General features: G+C 64.9%; 18 protein-coding genes. 11 read left to right on the top strand and 7 right to left on the bottom strand.

Annotated features, from left to right (window positions below):
- Positions 1-62: 62 nt before the first annotated feature.
- The 3 genes from ACUJB0_RS05335 (at position 63) to ACUJB0_RS05345 (ending at position 1,905) form a co-directional block, all read left to right on the top strand.
- Positions 63-1,034: an aldo/keto reductase gene (locus ACUJB0_RS05335; RefSeq protein ID WP_444844328.1), complete on the top strand. Its 972-nt coding sequence runs from the start codon at positions 63-65 to the stop codon at positions 1,032-1,034.
- Positions 1,035-1,171: 137 nt separating this feature from the next.
- Positions 1,172-1,378, top strand: coding sequence for a hypothetical protein (locus tag ACUJB0_RS05340; protein WP_444844329.1), 207 nt, complete (start codon positions 1,172-1,174; stop codon positions 1,376-1,378).
- Positions 1,379-1,548: 170 nt separating this feature from the next.
- On the top strand, positions 1,549-1,905 hold the full coding sequence (locus ACUJB0_RS05345; protein ID WP_444844330.1) for a KGG domain-containing protein: 357 nt from the start codon (positions 1,549-1,551) through the stop codon (positions 1,903-1,905).
- Between the two features lie 97 nt (positions 1,906-2,002).
- Here the strand turns inward: ACUJB0_RS05345 and ACUJB0_RS05350 are convergent, their stop codons facing one another.
- Entirely contained in the window at positions 2,003-2,500 is a 498-nt protein-coding gene (locus ACUJB0_RS05350) for a pyridoxamine 5'-phosphate oxidase family protein (protein ID WP_444844331.1), read from the bottom strand.
- Between the two features lie 165 nt (positions 2,501-2,665).
- On the opposite strand from ACUJB0_RS05350, the gene ACUJB0_RS05355 reads away from it, so the two are divergent.
- The 6 genes from ACUJB0_RS05355 (at position 2,666) to ACUJB0_RS05380 (ending at position 10,247) form a co-directional block, all read left to right on the top strand.
- Positions 2,666-3,313: a PepSY-associated TM helix domain-containing protein gene (locus tag ACUJB0_RS05355; protein WP_444844332.1), complete on the top strand. Its 648-nt coding sequence runs from the start codon at positions 2,666-2,668 to the stop codon at positions 3,311-3,313.
- Between the two features lie 18 nt (positions 3,314-3,331).
- On the top strand, positions 3,332-3,847 hold the full coding sequence (locus ACUJB0_RS05360) for a DUF2271 domain-containing protein (RefSeq protein WP_444844333.1): 516 nt from the start codon (positions 3,332-3,334) through the stop codon (positions 3,845-3,847).
- Between the two features lie 9 nt (positions 3,848-3,856).
- Positions 3,857-4,678 (top strand): DUF4198 domain-containing protein, encoded by an 822-nt coding sequence (locus ACUJB0_RS05365; protein ID WP_444844334.1) that lies wholly within the window; start codon positions 3,857-3,859, stop codon positions 4,676-4,678.
- A gap of 16 nt (positions 4,679-4,694) precedes the next feature.
- Positions 4,695-5,825, top strand: a complete 1,131-nt coding sequence (locus ACUJB0_RS05370; protein WP_444844335.1) for an FAD:protein FMN transferase — start codon at positions 4,695-4,697, stop codon at positions 5,823-5,825.
- Positions 5,822-7,186, top strand: a complete 1,365-nt coding sequence (locus tag ACUJB0_RS05375) for a sulfite reductase subunit alpha (protein ID WP_444844336.1) — start codon at positions 5,822-5,824, stop codon at positions 7,184-7,186. The genes ACUJB0_RS05370 and ACUJB0_RS05375 overlap by 4 nt, the downstream gene beginning before the upstream one ends.
- Before the next feature lie 316 nt (positions 7,187-7,502).
- Positions 7,503-10,247 carry a TonB-dependent receptor gene (locus ACUJB0_RS05380; protein ID WP_444844337.1) on the top strand — a complete coding sequence of 915 codons (2,745 nt, stop codon included), beginning with the start codon at positions 7,503-7,505 and terminating at the stop codon, positions 10,245-10,247.
- A 53-nt stretch (positions 10,248-10,300) separates the two neighbouring features.
- Here ACUJB0_RS05380 and ACUJB0_RS05385 read toward each other — a convergent pair whose 3' ends face one another.
- From ACUJB0_RS05385 to ACUJB0_RS05410, 6 genes are all read right to left on the bottom strand, one after another.
- The gene (locus ACUJB0_RS05385; RefSeq protein WP_444844338.1) at positions 10,301-11,578 is read right to left on the bottom strand and encodes a DUF2325 domain-containing protein; all 1,278 of its coding nucleotides are present in this window, start codon (positions 11,576-11,578) and stop codon (positions 10,301-10,303) included.
- 13 nt (positions 11,579-11,591) lie between these two features.
- Positions 11,592-11,924 carry a hypothetical protein gene (locus tag ACUJB0_RS05390; protein ID WP_161087078.1) on the bottom strand — a complete coding sequence of 111 codons (333 nt, stop codon included), beginning with the start codon at positions 11,922-11,924 and terminating at the stop codon, positions 11,592-11,594.
- 106 nt (positions 11,925-12,030) lie between these two features.
- Positions 12,031-12,222, bottom strand: coding sequence for a hemin uptake protein HemP (hemP, locus tag ACUJB0_RS05395; protein ID WP_161090084.1), 192 nt, complete (start codon positions 12,220-12,222; stop codon positions 12,031-12,033).
- 160 nt (positions 12,223-12,382) lie between these two features.
- On the bottom strand, positions 12,383-13,180 hold the full coding sequence (locus ACUJB0_RS05400) for a Crp/Fnr family transcriptional regulator (protein WP_444844950.1): 798 nt from the start codon (positions 13,178-13,180) through the stop codon (positions 12,383-12,385).
- Between the two features lie 302 nt (positions 13,181-13,482).
- A complete protein-coding gene (locus ACUJB0_RS05405; RefSeq protein WP_008450985.1) occupies positions 13,483-14,127 on the bottom strand; it encodes a response regulator in 645 nt (214 codons plus the stop codon).
- 90 nt (positions 14,128-14,217) lie between these two features.
- Complete coding sequence (locus tag ACUJB0_RS05410; protein ID WP_444844339.1) at positions 14,218-14,685, bottom strand: universal stress protein; 468 nt, start codon at positions 14,683-14,685, stop codon at positions 14,218-14,220.
- 390 nt (positions 14,686-15,075) lie between these two features.
- On the opposite strand from ACUJB0_RS05410, the gene ACUJB0_RS05415 reads away from it, so the two are divergent.
- Both ACUJB0_RS05415 and ACUJB0_RS05420 read left to right on the top strand, forming a co-directional pair.
- Positions 15,076-15,900: a protein phosphatase CheZ gene (locus ACUJB0_RS05415; RefSeq protein WP_161090085.1), complete on the top strand. Its 825-nt coding sequence runs from the start codon at positions 15,076-15,078 to the stop codon at positions 15,898-15,900.
- The gene (locus ACUJB0_RS05420; RefSeq protein ID WP_444844340.1) at positions 15,900-17,795 is read left to right on the top strand and encodes a chemotaxis protein CheA; all 1,896 of its coding nucleotides are present in this window, start codon (positions 15,900-15,902) and stop codon (positions 17,793-17,795) included. Before ACUJB0_RS05415 ends, ACUJB0_RS05420 begins: the two co-directional genes overlap by 1 nt.
- Positions 17,796-17,993 lie beyond the last annotated feature (198 nt).

The following is a 17,993-nucleotide window of genomic DNA, read 5'->3' on the forward strand; positions in this document are numbered from 1 at the left end:
ACATTCCGCACGCCGCCCGCGCCCGCTAGACTCGGCTTCATCAACCATCAATGGAGGTCGGCATGAAGAAATTATCGTTATCGGGTATCGGTCTGGGCTGCATGGGCATGTCGGAATTCTACGGCGCCACCGACGACGCGCAATCGCTGGCGACGCTGGAGGCCGCGTATGAGGCCGGCGTCACGCTGTACGATACGGCGGATTCCTACGGCGTCGGCCACAACGAGGAGCTGCTGGGCCGCTTCCTGCAAGGCAAGCGCGAGCATGTCACGCTGGCCACCAAGTTCGGCCTGGTGCGCAAGGCCGGCAACTATGAGCGCCGCGTCGACAACTCCCCGGCCTACATCCGCGCGGCGTGCGAGGCCTCGCTGCGCCGGCTCAACATCGAGCATATCGATTTATACTATATACACCGTTTGAACCTGGCCGAGACGCCGCTGGAGGAATCGATGGAGGCGCTGGCGGGCCTGGTCCGCGAAGGCAAGATCGGCGCCATCGGCCTGTGCGAAGTCTCGCCGGCCACCTTGCGGCGCGCGGCCGCCGTGCATCCGGTGGCCGCCGTGCAAAGCGAATACTCGCTGTGGACGCGCGACCCGGAGGACGGCGTGCTGCAGGCCTGCCGCGAGGTGGGCGCCGCGTTCTGCGCCTACAGCCCGCTGGGGCGCGGCTTCCTGACCGGCAAGGTCGCGCCGCTGGAGGAGGGCGACTTCCGCAAGATCAGCCCGCGCTTCGCCGAGGACAATATGGCGGCCAACCAGCGCATCGTCGACATCGTGCGCGAGATCGCCGCCGCCAAGGGTTGCACGCCGGCCCAGCTGGCACTGGCGTGGTTGCTGGCGCAGGGCGGGGAGTACGGCGTCGATATCGTGCCCATCCCCGGCACCAAGCGCATCCCTTATTTGCTGGAGAACCTGGGCGCGCTGCAGGTGCGGCTCAGCGGCGAGGAGCTGGCGCGCATCGGCGCGGCGCTGCCGCCCGGCATGGCCGCCGGCGAACGCTATCCGCAGGAAGGCATGAAAGGCCTCAACTCCTAGCCGTTTTCCGTGACTGTCCTACGCTCGTTCTAGGCAGCCTCCGATGGCGCGCGCGCGCCACCCGCGATACTCTGGAGGGCAGTGCGTTGCGGCCGGTATGGCGCGCGTGTTTGTTGACCATCGAAAACGGATTACATATGTCGACCAGAAAAAAGAACGCCGTCCTACCGCGTCAGGGGAAGCAGAGCACATCGTCCAAGGGAGAAAGCGCAGTGCCATACGGGCCGCCAAGGCTGTCGCCGGAAATCGAGGCGATGCTGATGGTGGGCGAGGAACACGTCATCATCAATCAAGAGGTGAACGACAACACCGGCTTCATGGCGGAACTGATCGATTCCATCTGAACGGCAGCGCACGCTGAGGGACATTCAGTTAGCCATGCTTACCGGTACACGGAATGGTCCTACGTGGCTGCCTGCACGCGTCCTATATTGTGTGGCTGGGCCGTGAACTACGATGGCTGCTCCTGTGCGACAAGCAGGATCGGACAGCAGCAGATTTCAAGGAGACTATCATGGCCACATCCAATCAGGACCACGACCAAGGCAGCAAGCAGGGCGACAAATCCGGCAGCCAGCAGAAGGACACCAGCAAGCGCGGCTTCGCTTCCATGGACCCGGAACAGCAACGTGAGATCGCGGCGGAAGGCGGCCGCGCGGCCCACGAGAAAGGCACGGCGCACGAATTCACTTCGGAGGAGGCGCGCCGCGCCGGCAGCATGAGCCACAAGAACGACGCCCGCAGCAGCCAGAGCAGCACGCCCGGCAGCGCATCCAAGGGCGGCAAGGAGGACGATGAGGAGAACGGCAAGGGCAGCCGGGGCGGTTCCAGCCGTTCGGGATCGTCGGGCAGCTCGGGCTCCAAGTCCTAGGCGTGAGCGCGTAAGCGCCGTCAGCTAAACAACCCGCTGGCACTGGACGCGTTTGCAGCGCGCCCAATGCCGGCGGGTTTTCGCGTGCGCGCGAGGATTACAGGCAGATCGTGGTGTGCCGGCCCATCTGCAACGGCGTGCGGCCGCTGATGGCGGTGCGGGCCAACTGCAACAGCTGCTTCATCTTGCCGGCGCCGGCATCCCAATATTCGGCGGTCTGCACGCGCACCCGTATCAGCGCCAGGTGCGGATCGTCCAGCCCGCCGGGAAACCAGCCCCGCACCGTCGGGTGCCACAGCTCGCGCGCCTTGGCGCGGTCCTTCAGCATGCAGGCATGACCGGACACCGACAGGTACAGGTTCTCCTTCGGATTGGAAAAACTGATGTTGACGTCGGGATGCTGTTTCAGGTCGGCGGTGAAGTCGGCGTCGTCCGCCGTGAAGAACCAGAGGTTGCCCTCGTTGTCGATCTGCTGCGTGGGCAGCGGGCGGCAGGTGAGCACGTTCTGGTCACCCGATGTGGTGAACATGCCGACCGGCACATCCTTGATCCGCGCCGCGAGGGCATGGATCTGTTCCTGATTGTAGAGCGGCATGATGCGCCTCCATGATAGTGGACGGTCCCTCCACCATAGCCGTCCCCGGGCGCGCGCACCGTGCGTGACTTCACGTTGTTTTACATTAGCGATACATGCTGGCAATTGACTTTGCAAATGATAATCATTATCATCTAAAATTATCCTAATGAAGAAGGACAGTCCTTGAGCGCCCAAGCCGCAGCCTCCGCCCGCAACGCCAGCCGTGCCGTATGGCTCAAGCATCTGCATCAATGGCACTGGGTCAGTTCGGCGATGTGCCTGTTGGGCATGTTTTTGTTCGCCATCACCGGCATCACGCTGAACCACGCGTCGCAGATCGAGGCCAAGCCGACCGTGGTGCGCCAGCAGGCCACCGTGCCGGCCGCGCTGACCGCGCAACTGCGCGCCTACGCCGCCGGCCACGACGGCGCCAAGGAACCGTTGCCGGCCGCCGCCGAGCAATGGCTGCGCGACACCTGGAAGGTGCAGGCTGGTGGCCGCGTGGCCGAGTGGGCCGCCGATGAAGTCTATCTGCCGTTGCCCAAGGCCGGCGGCGACGCCTGGGTGCGCATCGCGCTGGAGGACGGCGCGGCCGAATTCGAGAACACCGACCGTGGCTGGATCTCCTGGCTTAACGACGTCCACAAGGGCCGCAACACCGGCACGGCCTGGAACTGGTTCATCGACATTTTCGCCGGCGCCTGCCTGGTGTTCTGCATCACCGGCCTGCTGATCTTGAAATTCCATGCGGCCAACCGGCCGTTCACCTGGCCGATGGTGGGCCTGGGCATCCTGATTCCGTTTGTTATCGCACTGCTGTTCATTCATTAATCTCACGACAGGTTCTCCATGAAATTACGCTACTCCATCGCACTCAGCCTGCCGCTGGCCAGTGCCTCGGCCATGGGCGCCGAGCTCGCGCTCAAGCTCGAAGTGCCGCAACTGAATGTGGCCGAATACCACCGTCCCTACATCGCCGCGTGGCTGGAAAACGCCGACCAGAAAGTGGTGGCCAACCTGGCCGTGCTGTACGACACCAAGAAGAAGGACAACGCCGGCACCAAGTGGCTCAAGGATGTCCGTCAATGGTGGCGCAAGAGCGGCCGCGACCTGGCGATGCCGATGGACGGCGTGAGCGGCGCGACCAGGGCGCCGGGCGAGCAGTCGCTGACCTTCCCGGGCGCCAAGGCCACGCTGGACAAGCTGCCGGCCGGCCAGTACACGCTGGTGGTGGAGGCGGCGCGCGAAGCCGGCGGCCGCGAGGCGGTCAAGGTGCCGCTGCAATGGCCTCCGAAGTCGGCGCAGAACGTGAGCGGCCAGGGCAAGGAAGAGCTGGGCGCCGTGGTGGTTCAACTCAAACCTTAAGGCTTGCTCATGAAACTGTATAAATCGTTTATTGCTTTGGCGCTGGCTGGCCTGTCGCTGAGCGCGCAGGCGCACAAGCCGTGGCTGCTGCCGTCGTCCACCATCGTCGAAGGCAAGGAAGCCTGGGTGACGGTGGACGCCGCCATTTCCGAAGGCCTGTTCGACATCGACCACCAGCCGCTCAAGCTGGACGGCATCGTCATCACCGGCCCGGACGGCGGCAAGCTGAACATGGAGAACGTCAACAACGGCAAGCTGCGCAACACCTTCGACCTCAAGCTGCCCAAGCCCGGCACCTACCGCATCGCGCTGGTGTCGCAGGGCGTGATGGGCAGCTACAAGAACAAGGAAGGCGAGATGAAGCGCTTCCGTGGCAGCGAGGAATCGCTGGCCAAGGATGTGCCGGCCGACGTGACCGACGTCAAGCTGACGCGCGTGCAGAGCCGGCTGGAGACCTTCGTGTCCACCGGTACGCCGGACATGGCGGTGTTCAAGCCGACCGGCGTGGGACTGGAGCTGGTGCCGGTGACGCATCCGAACGACATGCGGGCGGGCGAGAAGGCCACGTGGCGCTTCCTGTTGGACGGCAAGCCTGCGGCCAACCAGGGCTTCAGCCTGATCCCGGGCGGCGTGCGCTATCGCGGCACGCTGGGCGAGCTGCGCAAGAACACCGACGCCAACGGCGAGGCCACATTCGAGCTGCCGGCGGCGGGCATGTACCTGGTCAGCAGCGCCTGGCCGGCCGCCGCGCCGCAGGTGCCGGGCCAGCCGCCGCAGATGCCGCCGCGCCGCGTCAGCTACGCGGCGACGGTGGAAATCCTGCCGCAATAAGGCGCGTACGCTCACCATGCGCCGGGTCTTGCTGCCTCATGTCGTGTCCGAAGAACCGGCGCCCGCCGGCGGCGTGATCCGCGATTTCGCCGGCCACAGCATGGGCACCAGCTGGTCGGCGCGGCTGGTGGCCGCGCCGGACGACGCCTGCGCCCATGTGCGGCAAGGCTTGCAGCAACAGCTCGATGCCGTGGTGGCCGAGATGAGCCACTGGGAAGTCGATTCCGACCTGGGCCGTTTCAACCGCGCGGAAGCGGGCAGCTGGCAGCAGCTGCCGCCGGCCTTTTTCGACGTGCTGGCGTTTGCGCTGGACGTGGCCCGCGAGTCCGGCCGCGCCTGCGATCCCTGCGCCGGCGCGCTGGTCAACCTGTGGGGCTTCGGCCCGCACGGCAGGTTCGGCCAGCCGGACTTCGTGCCGCCGTCGGCCGAGCAGATCGGTGCGGCGTTGGCCTTGCAGCCAGCGCTGCTGGACCGTGAAAGCCGACGCGCCTGGCAGCCGGGCGGTGTGCAGCTCGATCTGTCGTCCGTGGCCAAGGGCTACAGCGTGGACCGGCTGGCGTATTACCTGAAGTCGCAAGGTTACGCGCACTGCCTGGTCGAAGTCGGCGGCGAGCTGCGCGGCGCCGGCGTCAAGCCGGACGGCCAGCCGTGGTGGGTGGCGCTGGAGCAGGTGATCGATACCGGCGCGCGGCGGCCAGACGAATCGGCGCTGGAGACGGTGAGCGACGCCGGCTCGCCGCAGCCGGACGAGGGCGGCGCCGGGCGGCCGGATGAACTGGCGCTGCAGCTGGCGGCCGACGTCGACGCACGGCAGCCGGACGAGCTGGTGCTGGCGCTGCATGGCTTGTCGGTGGCGACCTCGGGCGACTACCGCCGCTATTTCGAGCTGGACGGCCGGCGCTACTCCCACACCATCGACCCGCGCAACGGCATGCCGATCGCCAACGACCTGGCCTCCGTCACCGTGGTGCATCCCCAATGCATGGCCGCCGACGCCTGGTCCACCGCGCTGACGGTGCTGGGCTGCGAGCACGGCCTGCGCCTGGCCGAGCGGCAGGGCCTGGCCGCCCGCTTCGTCGTCCGCCAACCGGACGGCGGCTACACCGAACACATGACCACCCATCTACGCAGCATGCTCGACGAATGATCTGGACCAACGACCCCACCCGATTGATGCTGGTAGCCAGCCTGGCGATGAGCTACGCGCTGGTCTGCCTGGCGCCTTACCTGCGCACGCGGCGCAAGCGCCTGGCCGCGCAGCGCGCCAAGGCCGACGCGGCCGCCAACCCGGGCTGGATCGTGGCCTACGCCAGCCAGACAGGCAACGCCGAGGAACTGGCCGGCCAGACGCTGGCGACGCTGCGCCTGGCCGGCATCCCGGCGCAACTGAGCGAGCTGTCCGAGCTGCAAGCGGACGACCTGCAACGCGCCGAGCGCATCCTGTTCCTGGTCAGCACCTACGGCGAGGGCGACGCGCCGGACGCCGCCGCCGCCTTCGCAGGGCGCCTGATGACCAACGGCCTGCCACTGCCGCAGTTGCACTACGCCGTGCTGGCGCTGGGCGACAGCGCCTACGCCCAGTTCTGCGGCTTCGGCCGCGCGTTGGACCAGTGGCTGCGGGAGCAGGGCGCGCAAAGCCTGTTCCCGCGCATCGAGGTGAACCGCAGTTCGGCCGAAGCCATCGACGCCTGGCGCCAGCAGCTCAGCCATCTTGCCGGCACCAGCGACGCGCCGGACTGGAGCGCGCCGGCCTTCGAATCCTGGCGCCTGGCCGGGCGCGTGCTGCTCAATCCGGGCAGCGCCGGCGCGCCGCTGTACCACCTGGAGCTGGAGCCCGCGAACGGCGTATTGCCGGCCTGGGAGTCGGGCGACCTGGTGCAGGTCTGCGCGCCCGCCGATCCCGAGCGCGCCCGCGAATACTCGATCGCCTCGATTCCGGCCGACGGCCGCGTGCACCTGCTGGTGCGCCTGCACACGCACGCGGACGGCAGCCACGGCGCCGCCTCCGGCTGGCTGACGCGGCAGGTCGAGCCCGGCCAGACCATCCAGCTGCGCCTGCGCCAGCATCGCCGCTTCCGCCTGGAGGACAACGCGCAACGCCCGCTGATCCTGATCGGCAACGGCAGCGGCATCGCCGGCCTGCGCGGCCACTTGAAGGCGCGCGTGGCGTCCGGACGGGCTCGCAACTGGCTGCTGTTCGGCGAGCGCAACGCCGCCCACGACGCCCACTATCGCGACGAACTGGCGGCCTGGCAGCTGCACGGCAAGCTGGAAAAGCTGGACCTGGTGTACTCGCGCGACCAGCCGCAGCGGCGCTACGTGCAGCACTGCCTGGCCGAGCAGGCGGACGAGCTGCGCGCCTGGATCGCGGCCGGCGCCGCCATCTACGTGTGCGGCAGCCTGGACGGCATGGCGGCCGGCGTCGACGCCGCGCTGGCCACCGCGCTGGGCCGCGAAGCGCTGGACCAGCTGGCCGCCGCCGGCCGCTACCGGCGCGACGTTTATTGACGTTTCATTACAACGCACCGCAATGGTGCGTATTTGAACATTCTGAGAATATCAAAATATTACGTTTTATCCATATATCATCGAACAAATATTGAAATTTAATTTTGTCATAAGCCGCGCAGAGCAAACTTGTGAGGTTTGTTCTAAATTTGCTTCAACAATGTATCAAAATGTACCGGCAGGCCCGATAATTCTGTTATCGAAGAGCAATGTTGGTCACTTCGACTCCCTGACTTTCGGTGCATCTTCGGTTTGCAGTCGTAACACAGCGGTATGGCATTGCTCTCGGTTTTTACGTTTTTAATCGGGAGTTTGAATGGTATTGCAAGAAAAAATCGGCGTGCGCTCCGTGCGTATCGCCCTGAGCGTGCTGACCGGTACGGTACTGATCGCTGGCCAGGCCTTCGCAGACGAGGCTATCCAGAAAGTTGAAATCACCGGCTCGAGCATCAAGCGCATCGCCGTCGAAGGCGCGTTGCCAGTGCAGCGCCTGTCGCAAGAACAAATCGCCAAGACCGGCGCCACCACCGTTGCCGACCTGATCCAATCGCTGCCCGCGATGCAGGGCTTCAGCATCGCCGCCACCGCCGCCGGTTCCAACTCGGGCGGCATCGTGTCCGCCTCGATCCACAACATCGGCGAGAGCTACACCCTGGTCCTGCTGGATGGCCGCCGCATTGCGCCGACCGGCTCGGGCAGCACCATCAACCTGAACTCCATCCCGATGAGCGCGGTTGAGCGCGTCGAGATCCTGACCGACGGCGCCTCCGCCCTGTACGGTTCGGACGCGATCGCCGGCGTGATCAACTTCATCCTGAAGAAAAACGCCCAGGGCGGCACCATCGACGCCACCTGGTCGCAGCCGACCAGCGGCCGTCCAGGCCAGTCGTACAACACCAACCTGACCTACGGCTTCGGCGATCTGCAGGAAGACCGCTTCAACATCCTGGCGACCTACCGCCACGACGAGCAGAGCCCGGTCAAGGCCACCGACCGTTCGTTCGCGTCGACCTCGTACATCCCGTTCAACTACAACGGCCACAACTACATCTACGACCGCACCAGCCCCGCGGCCGCCCCGGCCAACGTCGGCGTGACCTTCAACAAGGGCCTGGCGCCGATCGGCTTCAGCCCTTACCTGGCGCAGAACGGCAGCTGCCCGAAGCAGACCTACGTGAGCCTGAACAACACGGCCGACACCCGCAACTGCTCGTTCGACTCCACCCCGGCGGTGGAAATCTCGCCGCAGAACAAGCGTGACAGCTTCTTCACCAAGGCCCAGTACAAGGCCAGCGACGACATCACCGTGTTCGCCGAGATGGCGCTGTCGCGCCTGGACCTGACCGCGCGCATCGCGCAGAACATCGCGCCGTTCACCATCGCGCCGGGTTCGGACCGCTACAACACCTACGTGCTGCCATACCTGACCGCCGACCAAGCCGCCAACGTCAAGCAAGTGTCGGGCAGCTACCGCACCTACGACTGGGGCACCCGCGACAGCCAGACCGTGACCGACGCCCAGCACCTGGTCATCGGCGCGGACGGCGAGATCGGCGCCTGGAGCTTCGGCACCGGCCTGACCTGGTCGCGCAACAAGCTCGACGAGCGCTATGTGGGCGGCTACGCGCTGACCAAGGAATTCAAGGACATGTTGGCCACCAACGCCTTCAATCCGTTCGCGCCGATCGGCAACCAGAGCGACGCCACCAAGGCCCAGATCGCCAACTCGATCTTCCACGGTTCGATCCGCGAAGCGTCGACCACGCTCAAGGGCGTGGACGCGCACGGTTCGCGCGAAGTGTTCACGCTGCCAGGCGGCGCCGCCAACCTGGGTATCGGCGCCGACTACCGCGAGTACGCCTACCAGCAGACCCCATCGGCCGCCGCGGCCAGCGGCATGGTCTACAACCTGAGCGCGCCAGCCGCGTACGACATGAAGCGCGCCTCGTACGGCGTGTTCGGCGAGCTGCTGGCGCCGCTGACCAAGGAGCTGGAAGTGACCCTGGCCGGCCGCTACGACAGCATCGACGGCGTCGACAACCTGCTGGCGCACCGCAAGATGGGCGAGACCCAGTCGGCCAGCACCTACAAGGTGTCGGCCCGCTGGCAGCCTACCAAGACCCTGCTGTTCCGCGGCTCCTACGGCACCGGCTTCAAGGCGCCCAGCATGCTCGACATCGGCCAGCCGCTGGTCAGCGCCGGCGTGACGTCCAACAGCTACGCCTGCCCATTCCCAGGCACCGACATGTGCCGTCCTGGCAATGTGCAGTACAACGTGCTGTCCGGCGGTAACGAGCAGCTGAAGCCTGAGCGTTCCAAGCAGTACTCGATCGGTTTCCGCGTCGAGCCTAGCCCGTCGTTCTCGTTCGGCGCCGACCTGTGGGACGTGAAGATCACCGACGCCGTGTCGTCGATCAGCGAGCAGCAGATCTTCGCCAACCCGGCCAAGTTCCGCGACCTGTTCAGCACCTTCACCGAGCCATCGACCGGCAACACCTACTGGGCGATGAAGAGCCTGTCGATCAACATCGGCAAGACCCACAACCAAGGTATCGACTATGACCTGGTGGGCCGCCAAAAGTTCTCGTTCGGTCAGCTGACCGCCAACCTGAACGGCACCTACCTGATGAAGTCGGACTACACCCGTCCGGGCACCGACGGCGACTGGACCAGCGACCTGAACTTCTTCGGCGTCGACAACAAGGTAGCTTTCCGCCACATCGTGCGCGCCGGCTTGACGCTGGACACCGGCAAGCTGAGCAACACGCTGAGCGCCAACTACCGCAACGGCTACCGCGACGCGCAAGCGACCGTGCGTAACGTCGACAGCGGCAAGGACGAGAGCATCCGTCTGTGGGTGCCGTCGTACCTGACGATCGACTGGCAGGGCAAGCTGGCGCTGACCAAGACCGCCTCGATCCGCATGGGCGTGAAGAACCTGCTGGACCGCGAACCGCCGCTGTCGCTGCGCGCCTCGTCGGGCCACCAGGTCGGCTTCGATCCACGCTACACCGACCAGATCGGCCGCACGGTCTACCTGACCGGCACGCTGGCGTTCTAAGTTGTTGAAGTAAGTGGGAGAGCCCTGACCGGTTGTATCGGTCAGGGCTTTTTTTATTCGGCGTTCGCTTGTTCGAGGCCGCGCGCCAGGCTGGAGATGCTGGGGTTGTCGATGAACACGCAGCGCTTGCCGTTGCGCTTGCAGTAGTCCTTGACCCGCCAGTAGGCGCTGTGGCTGATGCAGCCGGTCTGGCAGATCACCAGGTCGGCCGCGGCCAGGCTGGCGTCGAGGCGGTTGGCGTTGTCCTCCAGGCCGCCGTCGTGGTGGGCGAACTGCGCGCCTTCGCGCTCGATCAGCTCGCGGTAGGTGGCGACGTTGCCGCTGCGTCCGCCCACGCACAGCACCGCGCGGTCGTTCAGGCTCAGCGGCATTCGCATCACGTGTTCGACGACTTCGCGCGGCTCCTCCTGCGCCGGCGCCGGCTCGGCCGCCGCGCGCGCCTTCGCCAGCTCCAGCTTGAGCTCGGCGACCTGGTTGCGCATGCCGCGTTCGCGTTCCTCCATCTGCATCAAACGCTCGGCCAGCCGGGCGCGGCTTTCCAGGCCGGGGATGGACTCGCGCAACTGTTCCAGCTCGGCCTTGAGCGAATCGATCATGCTGTCCTTGCCGACCGACTGCGCGCGCAACTGCATCAGCTGCGCCGCGTGCCGTTCGCCGTCCGCGCTCTTGTCGGCCAGCAGGGCGGCGGCTCGCTGCTGGGCCTTGGACAGGTCGTGTGCCAGGCGCGCGTTCTCGGCCAGCGTGGCGTTGAATTTGTTGATGTCGGCGCGCACGCAGGCGCCGGCCTGGTGCTGCACCATGTGCAGGTCGCGGCACATCTGTTCTTCCAGCTCGGCGTTGCAGCGCGGATGCGTCAGGCCGGCCCAGAAGGCGCCGGCTACGTCGCCGTTGGCCACGGCGGTGCGCCACAGCGCGGCCACGTCAGCGGTGCTTTTGGCGGCGCGGAAGCGCAGCAGCACGGCGGCGTAGCGCCGCTCCAGTTCTTTCTGCAGCGCCTCCGACAGGCGGTTGCGGCTGCCACATTCGGTGACGGCGCCGACATGCACTTCGTAGTCGTCAGCCAGCACTTTGCCCGACGTGACTTTGTCCACCAGCTTGCGCAGCACGCCCAGCGGGAAGCCGACGCCGACCAGCGGGCAGTGGCAGGCATGGCCGAGCTCCCACAGCCGGCGGCGGCGCGAGGCGTGGGCCTGGTCCAGCGCCTGCGCCACGTTGACGATGACGGGCTTGACCACCTGCTGTTCGGCGTGGCGCGGCGGTGCCAGCGTGCCGGCCACCTGCGGCATGGCGGCGGCGATGATGGCCGCCAGCGGATCGTGTTTTTCGCACATGGGCGCGCGCTCCTTACGCGGCGGCCGGCGCGGTGCGGGCGCGCGCCATGATGCGGCTGAGGAAATTGCTTTTTTCCTGGGCGTGCAGGTTGCGCTCGACCACGGCGGCCCACTGCTCGGACAGCTGCTGGCAGGTGGCGCTGAGCACCGGCGCCAGGTCGGGCAGGCCGGCCAGCGCCTTCAGATGGCGTTCGATCACCGAGGCGAGCTTGACGCAGCCGCCGGCGTCGTCGCTGCCGGCGGTGTAGTGCGACATCAGATGCAGCACGGCGGACAGCATCAGTTCTGGATTGTGTCCGCCGTGCGACGGGGCGAGAAAAATCGGATTGCTACGGTCTATGGCCATCAAACGCTCCTGGGATCAGTGGAGAGTCTGGCTGGCGTACGGCTGGCTACTCGGGGAGGGGGAGGGCGCGCTGGCGCCCTGGTTCACGCACAGTGAACCGTGTCCGTCACGCGGTCAGGATCAGCTTGTTGAGCTGGGTGATGCGCAGGCGGTAAATGCGGCCCGAATGTTCGATCTCGACTTCTCGGCCATCGCCCATCAGGCTGGCGCTGGTGATGCGCTTGGTCGGCACGGCGGCCGGCGCTGCCACGACGGCGGCGTGGATGGCGGGTGGGGTGGCTGGCAGGGTCGTGGTCATCTTCAGGGCTCCTTAATAAGAATGATTCGTATTTGCATTCATTATTGTGGAAGCACGGAAGGAATGCAAGCGTTATTTGGGAGTTATTGCCTGCCGGGCCGCCGCAAATAAAAAAAGGCCCGGCAGGAGAAACCGGGCCCAAGCTGGGTACGGGAGCTGGCTACAGCGCGGCCAGCAACTGGGCGGGCGCGGCGGCCTCTTCGCCCTTGGCCTTGGCGGCGGCCTGTTGCTTGGCGCGGGTGCGTGAGGGCGGCAGGCGGCGCAGGGTTTTGAGCGCCTCCGGATCCTTGATGCCGATGGTGCGCTGGTCCACGCTGATCAGGCCGATCTCGTTGAAGGCCGACAACGTGCGGCTGACCGTTTCCAGCGTCAGGCCGAGGTAGCTGCCGATCTCGTGGCGCGTCATGCGCAGGTTGAACAGCTTGCTGGAATAGCCCATCTGCGCGAAGCGCTCGGCCAGCGACACCAGGAAGCGCGCCACGCGCGCCTCGGCGCTGAGCGCGCCCAGCATGCCGATCATGGCCTGCTCGCGCACCAGCTCGCGGCTCATGACGCCGTACATCATGTTTTCCAGTTCCAGGTGGACCCGGCCCAGCGCCGTCAGCTTCTTGAACGGCAGCAGGATCAGGTCGCAGTCGGACAATGCCACGGCCTCGGAGGAATAATGGCGGGTGTGGATGCCGTCCACGCCCAGCATGTCGCCCTTCATCGGGAAGCTGAGCACCTGCTCGTTGCCGAACTCGTCGATGAGCACCGTCTTCAGGAAGCCGGAGTTGACGATGTACAGCGTGTCGAACGGCTGGCCGATGGTGTGGATGCGCTGGCCGGTCTTGAACTGCACGTGCTGGAACAGCAGCTCCTCGTTGCTGATCGAGCAGGCCGCCGGGATGTGCAGCAGGTCGCACACTTCCTTCAGGTTGGACCAGAGCCGCCCCTGGCGCTGACGGCCGGCCTCCATCGAGGAGGACTGCATGGTGGCAGTGGTAGCCGGGCGAATTTCAGACGCTTGCGTAGACAGCATGTTGATCTCCTGTGTACAGGGTATGGCTTTGAGAAAGGACGGGAACTGGACGAGGCCGCGCTGCTTGGTTTCCTGTTGTGGTGTGCCACGGCATCATGCTGCGATGTGTAGCCATGCAGCATGAATCGTATGGTTTCAGTATGCCAACGCGGGGGGGAGATAGATATCAGCAATGGCTGAATCTGCGCGTAGGAGAGGGCGCAGCATTGTAGGAGTTGTCCTAATGGCGGACGGCCGGATCAGGTCTTGAAGGGAGATAACAAACGGTGCGCGACGGCATATTGCACCATTTCTGAGAGGGAACTCATGCCCATTTTCTGCATGATGCGGGTCTTGTGGGTGCTGACGGTCTTGACGCTAAGATGCAAGCTGTTGGCGATTTCCGTGATCGATTTTCCGGCCACGAGTAGCGAAAAAACCTCGAATTCGCGGTCCGACAGCTGTTTATGCAACAGGCTCTCGTTGGGCATCATGATGTTGAGCGCCAATTGCTCGGCCACCTCGGTGCTGATGTAGGGGCGGCCGGAGGCGACCTTGCGGATGGCGCCGACCAGCTGGGTGCCGGCGCTTTCCTTGGTCAGGTAGCCCTGGGCGCCGGCGCGGATGGCGCGCACCGCGTACTGTTCCTCCTCGTGCATGGTGAGGATCAGGATGGCGAGCTTGGGCGCCTCCGCCTTGATCTGGCGGATCAGGTCGACCCCGCTGCGGCCGGGCATGGACAAGTCCAGCAGCAGCAGGTCGAACCCGCCCTGGCGTACGTGGCCCAGGACCTCGAAGCCGTCGATGGCCTCGCCTACGATGTCGATGTCGGGCGCGCCGTCGAGGATGCGCTTGAGACCCTCGCGCATGATGGTGTGGTCGTCGGCGATGACAATTCGGATCATAGAGATGCTTAAAAAAAGTGACTAAAAGTAAGTTTTATTATTTTTGAAATAATCTTGTGATCTTACTATAAAAAGCATCAAACCCGCTTTTTATTTGCTGCCGGGTTCCTTGATCAGGCGATGCACCAGCACCGGTGTTTTCGCATGCGACAACACCTTGTTGGTCACACTGCCCAGCAACAGCTGGCCCCAGCCGCTGCGGCCGTGCGAACCCATGAAGATCAGGTCGCAATGGTGTTTTTCCGCCACATCGACGATCTGCAGCGCCGCGCTTTCCGCGAACGCGGTCAGCGCCTCGCACGGCACGCCGCGTTTGGCGCAGGAATCGACCACGTCCTGCGTGTGCTCCTTGCCGGCCCGCAGCATCGCGGCGCGGTATTCGTCCTCGCTGGGGTAGCTGGGCGGGATGATCTCGACATAGATCGGATACTGGTATTCCGGCGCCACGAACAGCACCAGCACCTCGGCCTTCATCTGCTCGGCGAAGGCCACCCCGGCGCAGGCGGTTTTACTGGAAACGGCGGAACCGTCGGTGGTGATCAGGATTTTGCGGTACATGATGAACCTCCTTTTAAAACCAGCTGGCTGCTCTTAATTGTAGTCCCGATTTACATTATTGTTAGTATGGAAAGACTTGATGCTTATCAAATAAAAGCCCTTTACGCTGGGGCGCGCTTGTGGTCTTTCCCACTTTTTACCCGCTTTTTTTGCACGGCGGCACTACTTTTGTGTCTCAAAGCGTGTTTTGCCTATCTAACCAATGTTAGTATCACCAAATACAACGGAACTTGGCTTTGACCCGGAGCGCAGGGCAGGCGACCTCACTCTGGGATTGAATAATCTGGCTGTGCCCTGATACACTCGGGTAAGTGCGTTATATTGCCGAGCGTCATCACAAGCAAGCAATTTTAGGGCAGCAATTTTACAAATTATGGAGAAGCAGGGATTATGACCAACGCCGCTGACGATTTCGACGCACTATTTGACGAGGTGTCTGCCCAGAGCAAGACCGCAGCGCCTGCTCCAGCGCCTGCTGCCGCTGCGGAAGACGATTTGGAAAGCCTGTTCGACGAAGTGGCGTCGGCCCGTCCGGCGGACGTGGTGGCAGCCGCCCCCGCGCCGGCCCCGGCAGCTGCGGCAGCCGCCGCGCCGGCCGATGGCGCGGTCGACGGCGAAGACAAGCCCATGTTCGAACGCCTGGGCGGCATCGTGCGCCTGCTGCACGATTCGCTGCGCGAACTGGGCTACGACAAGGCGCTGACCGAAGCGTCGTCGCAGATCAACGATGCCCAGGACCGCCTCGAATACGTCGCCACGCTGACCGAGCAAGCCGCCAACAAGGTGCTCAACACCCTGGACGAGGGCATGCCGGAGCAGGACACGCTGTCGAAGAAATCCAAGGAAATGGAAACCCGCTGGGCGGACCTGTTCGCCGGCAAGCTGAGCCTGGACCAGTTCAAGCAACTGGCCGGCGACTCGCAAGCGTTCGCCGTGGCCGTGTCGGCCGCCACCGAGGCCGAGAAAGCCCGCCTGCTGGAAATCATGATGGCCCAGGACTTCCAGGACATCACCGGCCAACTGATCAAGAAAGTCGTGAACATCACCAAGACGGTGGAGCACGAACTGGCAGAACTGCTGCGCGACAACGCGCCGCCGGCGGTACGCGAGAAAATCGCGCAAAAAGAGGTGAGCCTGATGCAAGGCCCTTCGGCTCCGGCCGTTGCCCTGAACCAGGACAATGTCGACGACCTGCTTGCTGATCTGGGATTCTAATGGACGATATGCTCAAGGATTTCGTCGTCGAGGCGATGGATCTTGCGGTCAACGTTGAAGAGCATCTGCTGCGGCTCGAACGCGACCCGGACAATAAGGAAACGCTGAACGCGGTGTTTCGCTCCTTCCACACCATCAAGGGCGGGGCCGGTTTCATGGGCCTGCCGGCGCTGGTGGCGGCCTGCCACCTGACCGAGAACCTGTTCGACGCGCTGCGCACCGGCGCCGCGCCGGTGACGCCGATCGCGATCGAGGCGGCGCTGCAGGCCTCGGGCTTCGTGGCCGACCAGCTCGCTGAGCTGAACAACGGCGCCGAGCCGGACAGCCTGCCAGCCATGCCCAAGGACCTGGAAGTCATCCTGACCGACGCCATCGAAGGCAAGACCACCGCCGCGCCGCCTAAGGCCGCCGCCCCAGCCCCTGCGGCCGCGCCGGTAGCCGCCGCGCCGGTTGCCGCACCGTCGGCTCCAGCCGCCGCGCCATCCGCCGACGGCCTGGACTGGGAAGGCATGTACGAAGCCGTGATGCCGCCAGGTAGCTACACCAAGCCTGCGGCAGCCGCCGCGCCGGCGCAGTCCGCCCCGTCGGCGCCGATCCCTGCCGCCGAGCTGGCCGCCGTCGTGGCCGCCGTGCAGGTCGCCAACCCGGCCTCGTCGCCGGCCAAGCGCGAAGCGGCCGAGAAACGCGAAGAGCGTCCGCACGCCGCGCCGGCCAAGGAAGAATCGATCCGGGTCGACGCCGTCAAGCTGGACGCGCTGCTGGAAGTGGCCGGCGAATCGGTGCAGGCCGCCAACCAGGCCGCCGTGCTGCTGGAACGCCTGCTGCAGTTCAAGTTCGAAGGCCAGGCCCAGACGCTGATGGCGACGCTGGCCGAAACGCTGGAACGCGCCTCGCGCTACTCCACCGAGCTGCAGCGCGCCACGCTGGCGACCCGCATGCAGCCGGTTGGTCGCCTGTTCCAGAAATTCCCGCGCCTGGTGCGCGAGCTGGCCAAGGACCTGGGCAAGGACGTCGAGCTGACCATTGAAGGCGCGGAGACCGAAGTCGACCGCGTGGTGGTGGACAGCCTGTACGATCCGCTGGTGCACATGCTGCGCAACTCGCTGGACCACGGCGTCGAATCGCCGGAAGACCGGCTGGCGGCGGGCAAGCCGGCCAAGTCGTATATCTCGCTTAAAGCATGGCAGGAAGCAAATAGCGTTATGATTGTGCTTCAGGACGACGGCAAGGGCATGGATCCGGTGGTGCTGCGCACCAAGGCCCAGCAAAAAGGCCTGATCTCCGAATCGGTGCAGCTGACCAACGACGAATGCTTCCAGCTGGTATTCTTGCCGGGCTTCTCGACCAAGGAAGTCGCGTCCAGCGTGTCCGGACGCGGCGTCGGCATGGACGTGGTGAAGACCGCCGTGGAGAAGAACCGCGGCGCCATCCACATCGAATCGTCGCTGGGCAAGGGCACCAAGTTCGCCATTCGCCTGCCGATCGAGCTGTCGATCGTGCCGACCATGCTGGTGTCGACCTCGGGCGCCGCGCTGGCGCTGCCGATGGCCGTGGTGCAGCGCGTGGTCGAGCTGCCGGAAGTGTTCATGGAAGTGGGCGGCGCGCCGGTGCTCAAGGACCAGGGACGTCCGCTGCCGGTGCGTTCGCTGGCCGATTCGCTGGGCTACGAGAGCTGCCGCGAGAAGGTGGGTATTGTTGTCTCCGCACCACAGCCGTACATCCTGGCGGTGGAAGCGGTCGACGGTACCGCCGACCTGGTGATTAAACCGATGACCGCGATTAGCGTCGAGGGCATCACCGGCACCGCGCGTTCGGCCGAAGGCGAACTGGTGCTAGTGGTGGGCCTATCGTTCCTAATGGACGGATGTCGAGGTAGTGTACGCATGGCGGCTTAGTCTCAGCACTAGGCCAGATAGACCCAAAGCCTGCGTCCACGCAGGCTTTTTTTTATTCGCATTTTTATACGCAATACAAGATTTTTTAAAAGGAGTCATAAAAAGTGTATCAGTAGGCGGAACCGCATCGGCTCACGAGGCCGGGCAGCGGCGGCCGCTACCGCATTGCACAATATGGCATAATCGAAGTGGATCACT

Origin of the sequence: Duganella caerulea, from assembly GCF_040362985.1 — a bacterium.
Taxonomy (GTDB): Bacteria; Pseudomonadota; Gammaproteobacteria; order Burkholderiales; family Burkholderiaceae_D; genus Rugamonas; species Rugamonas vulcania.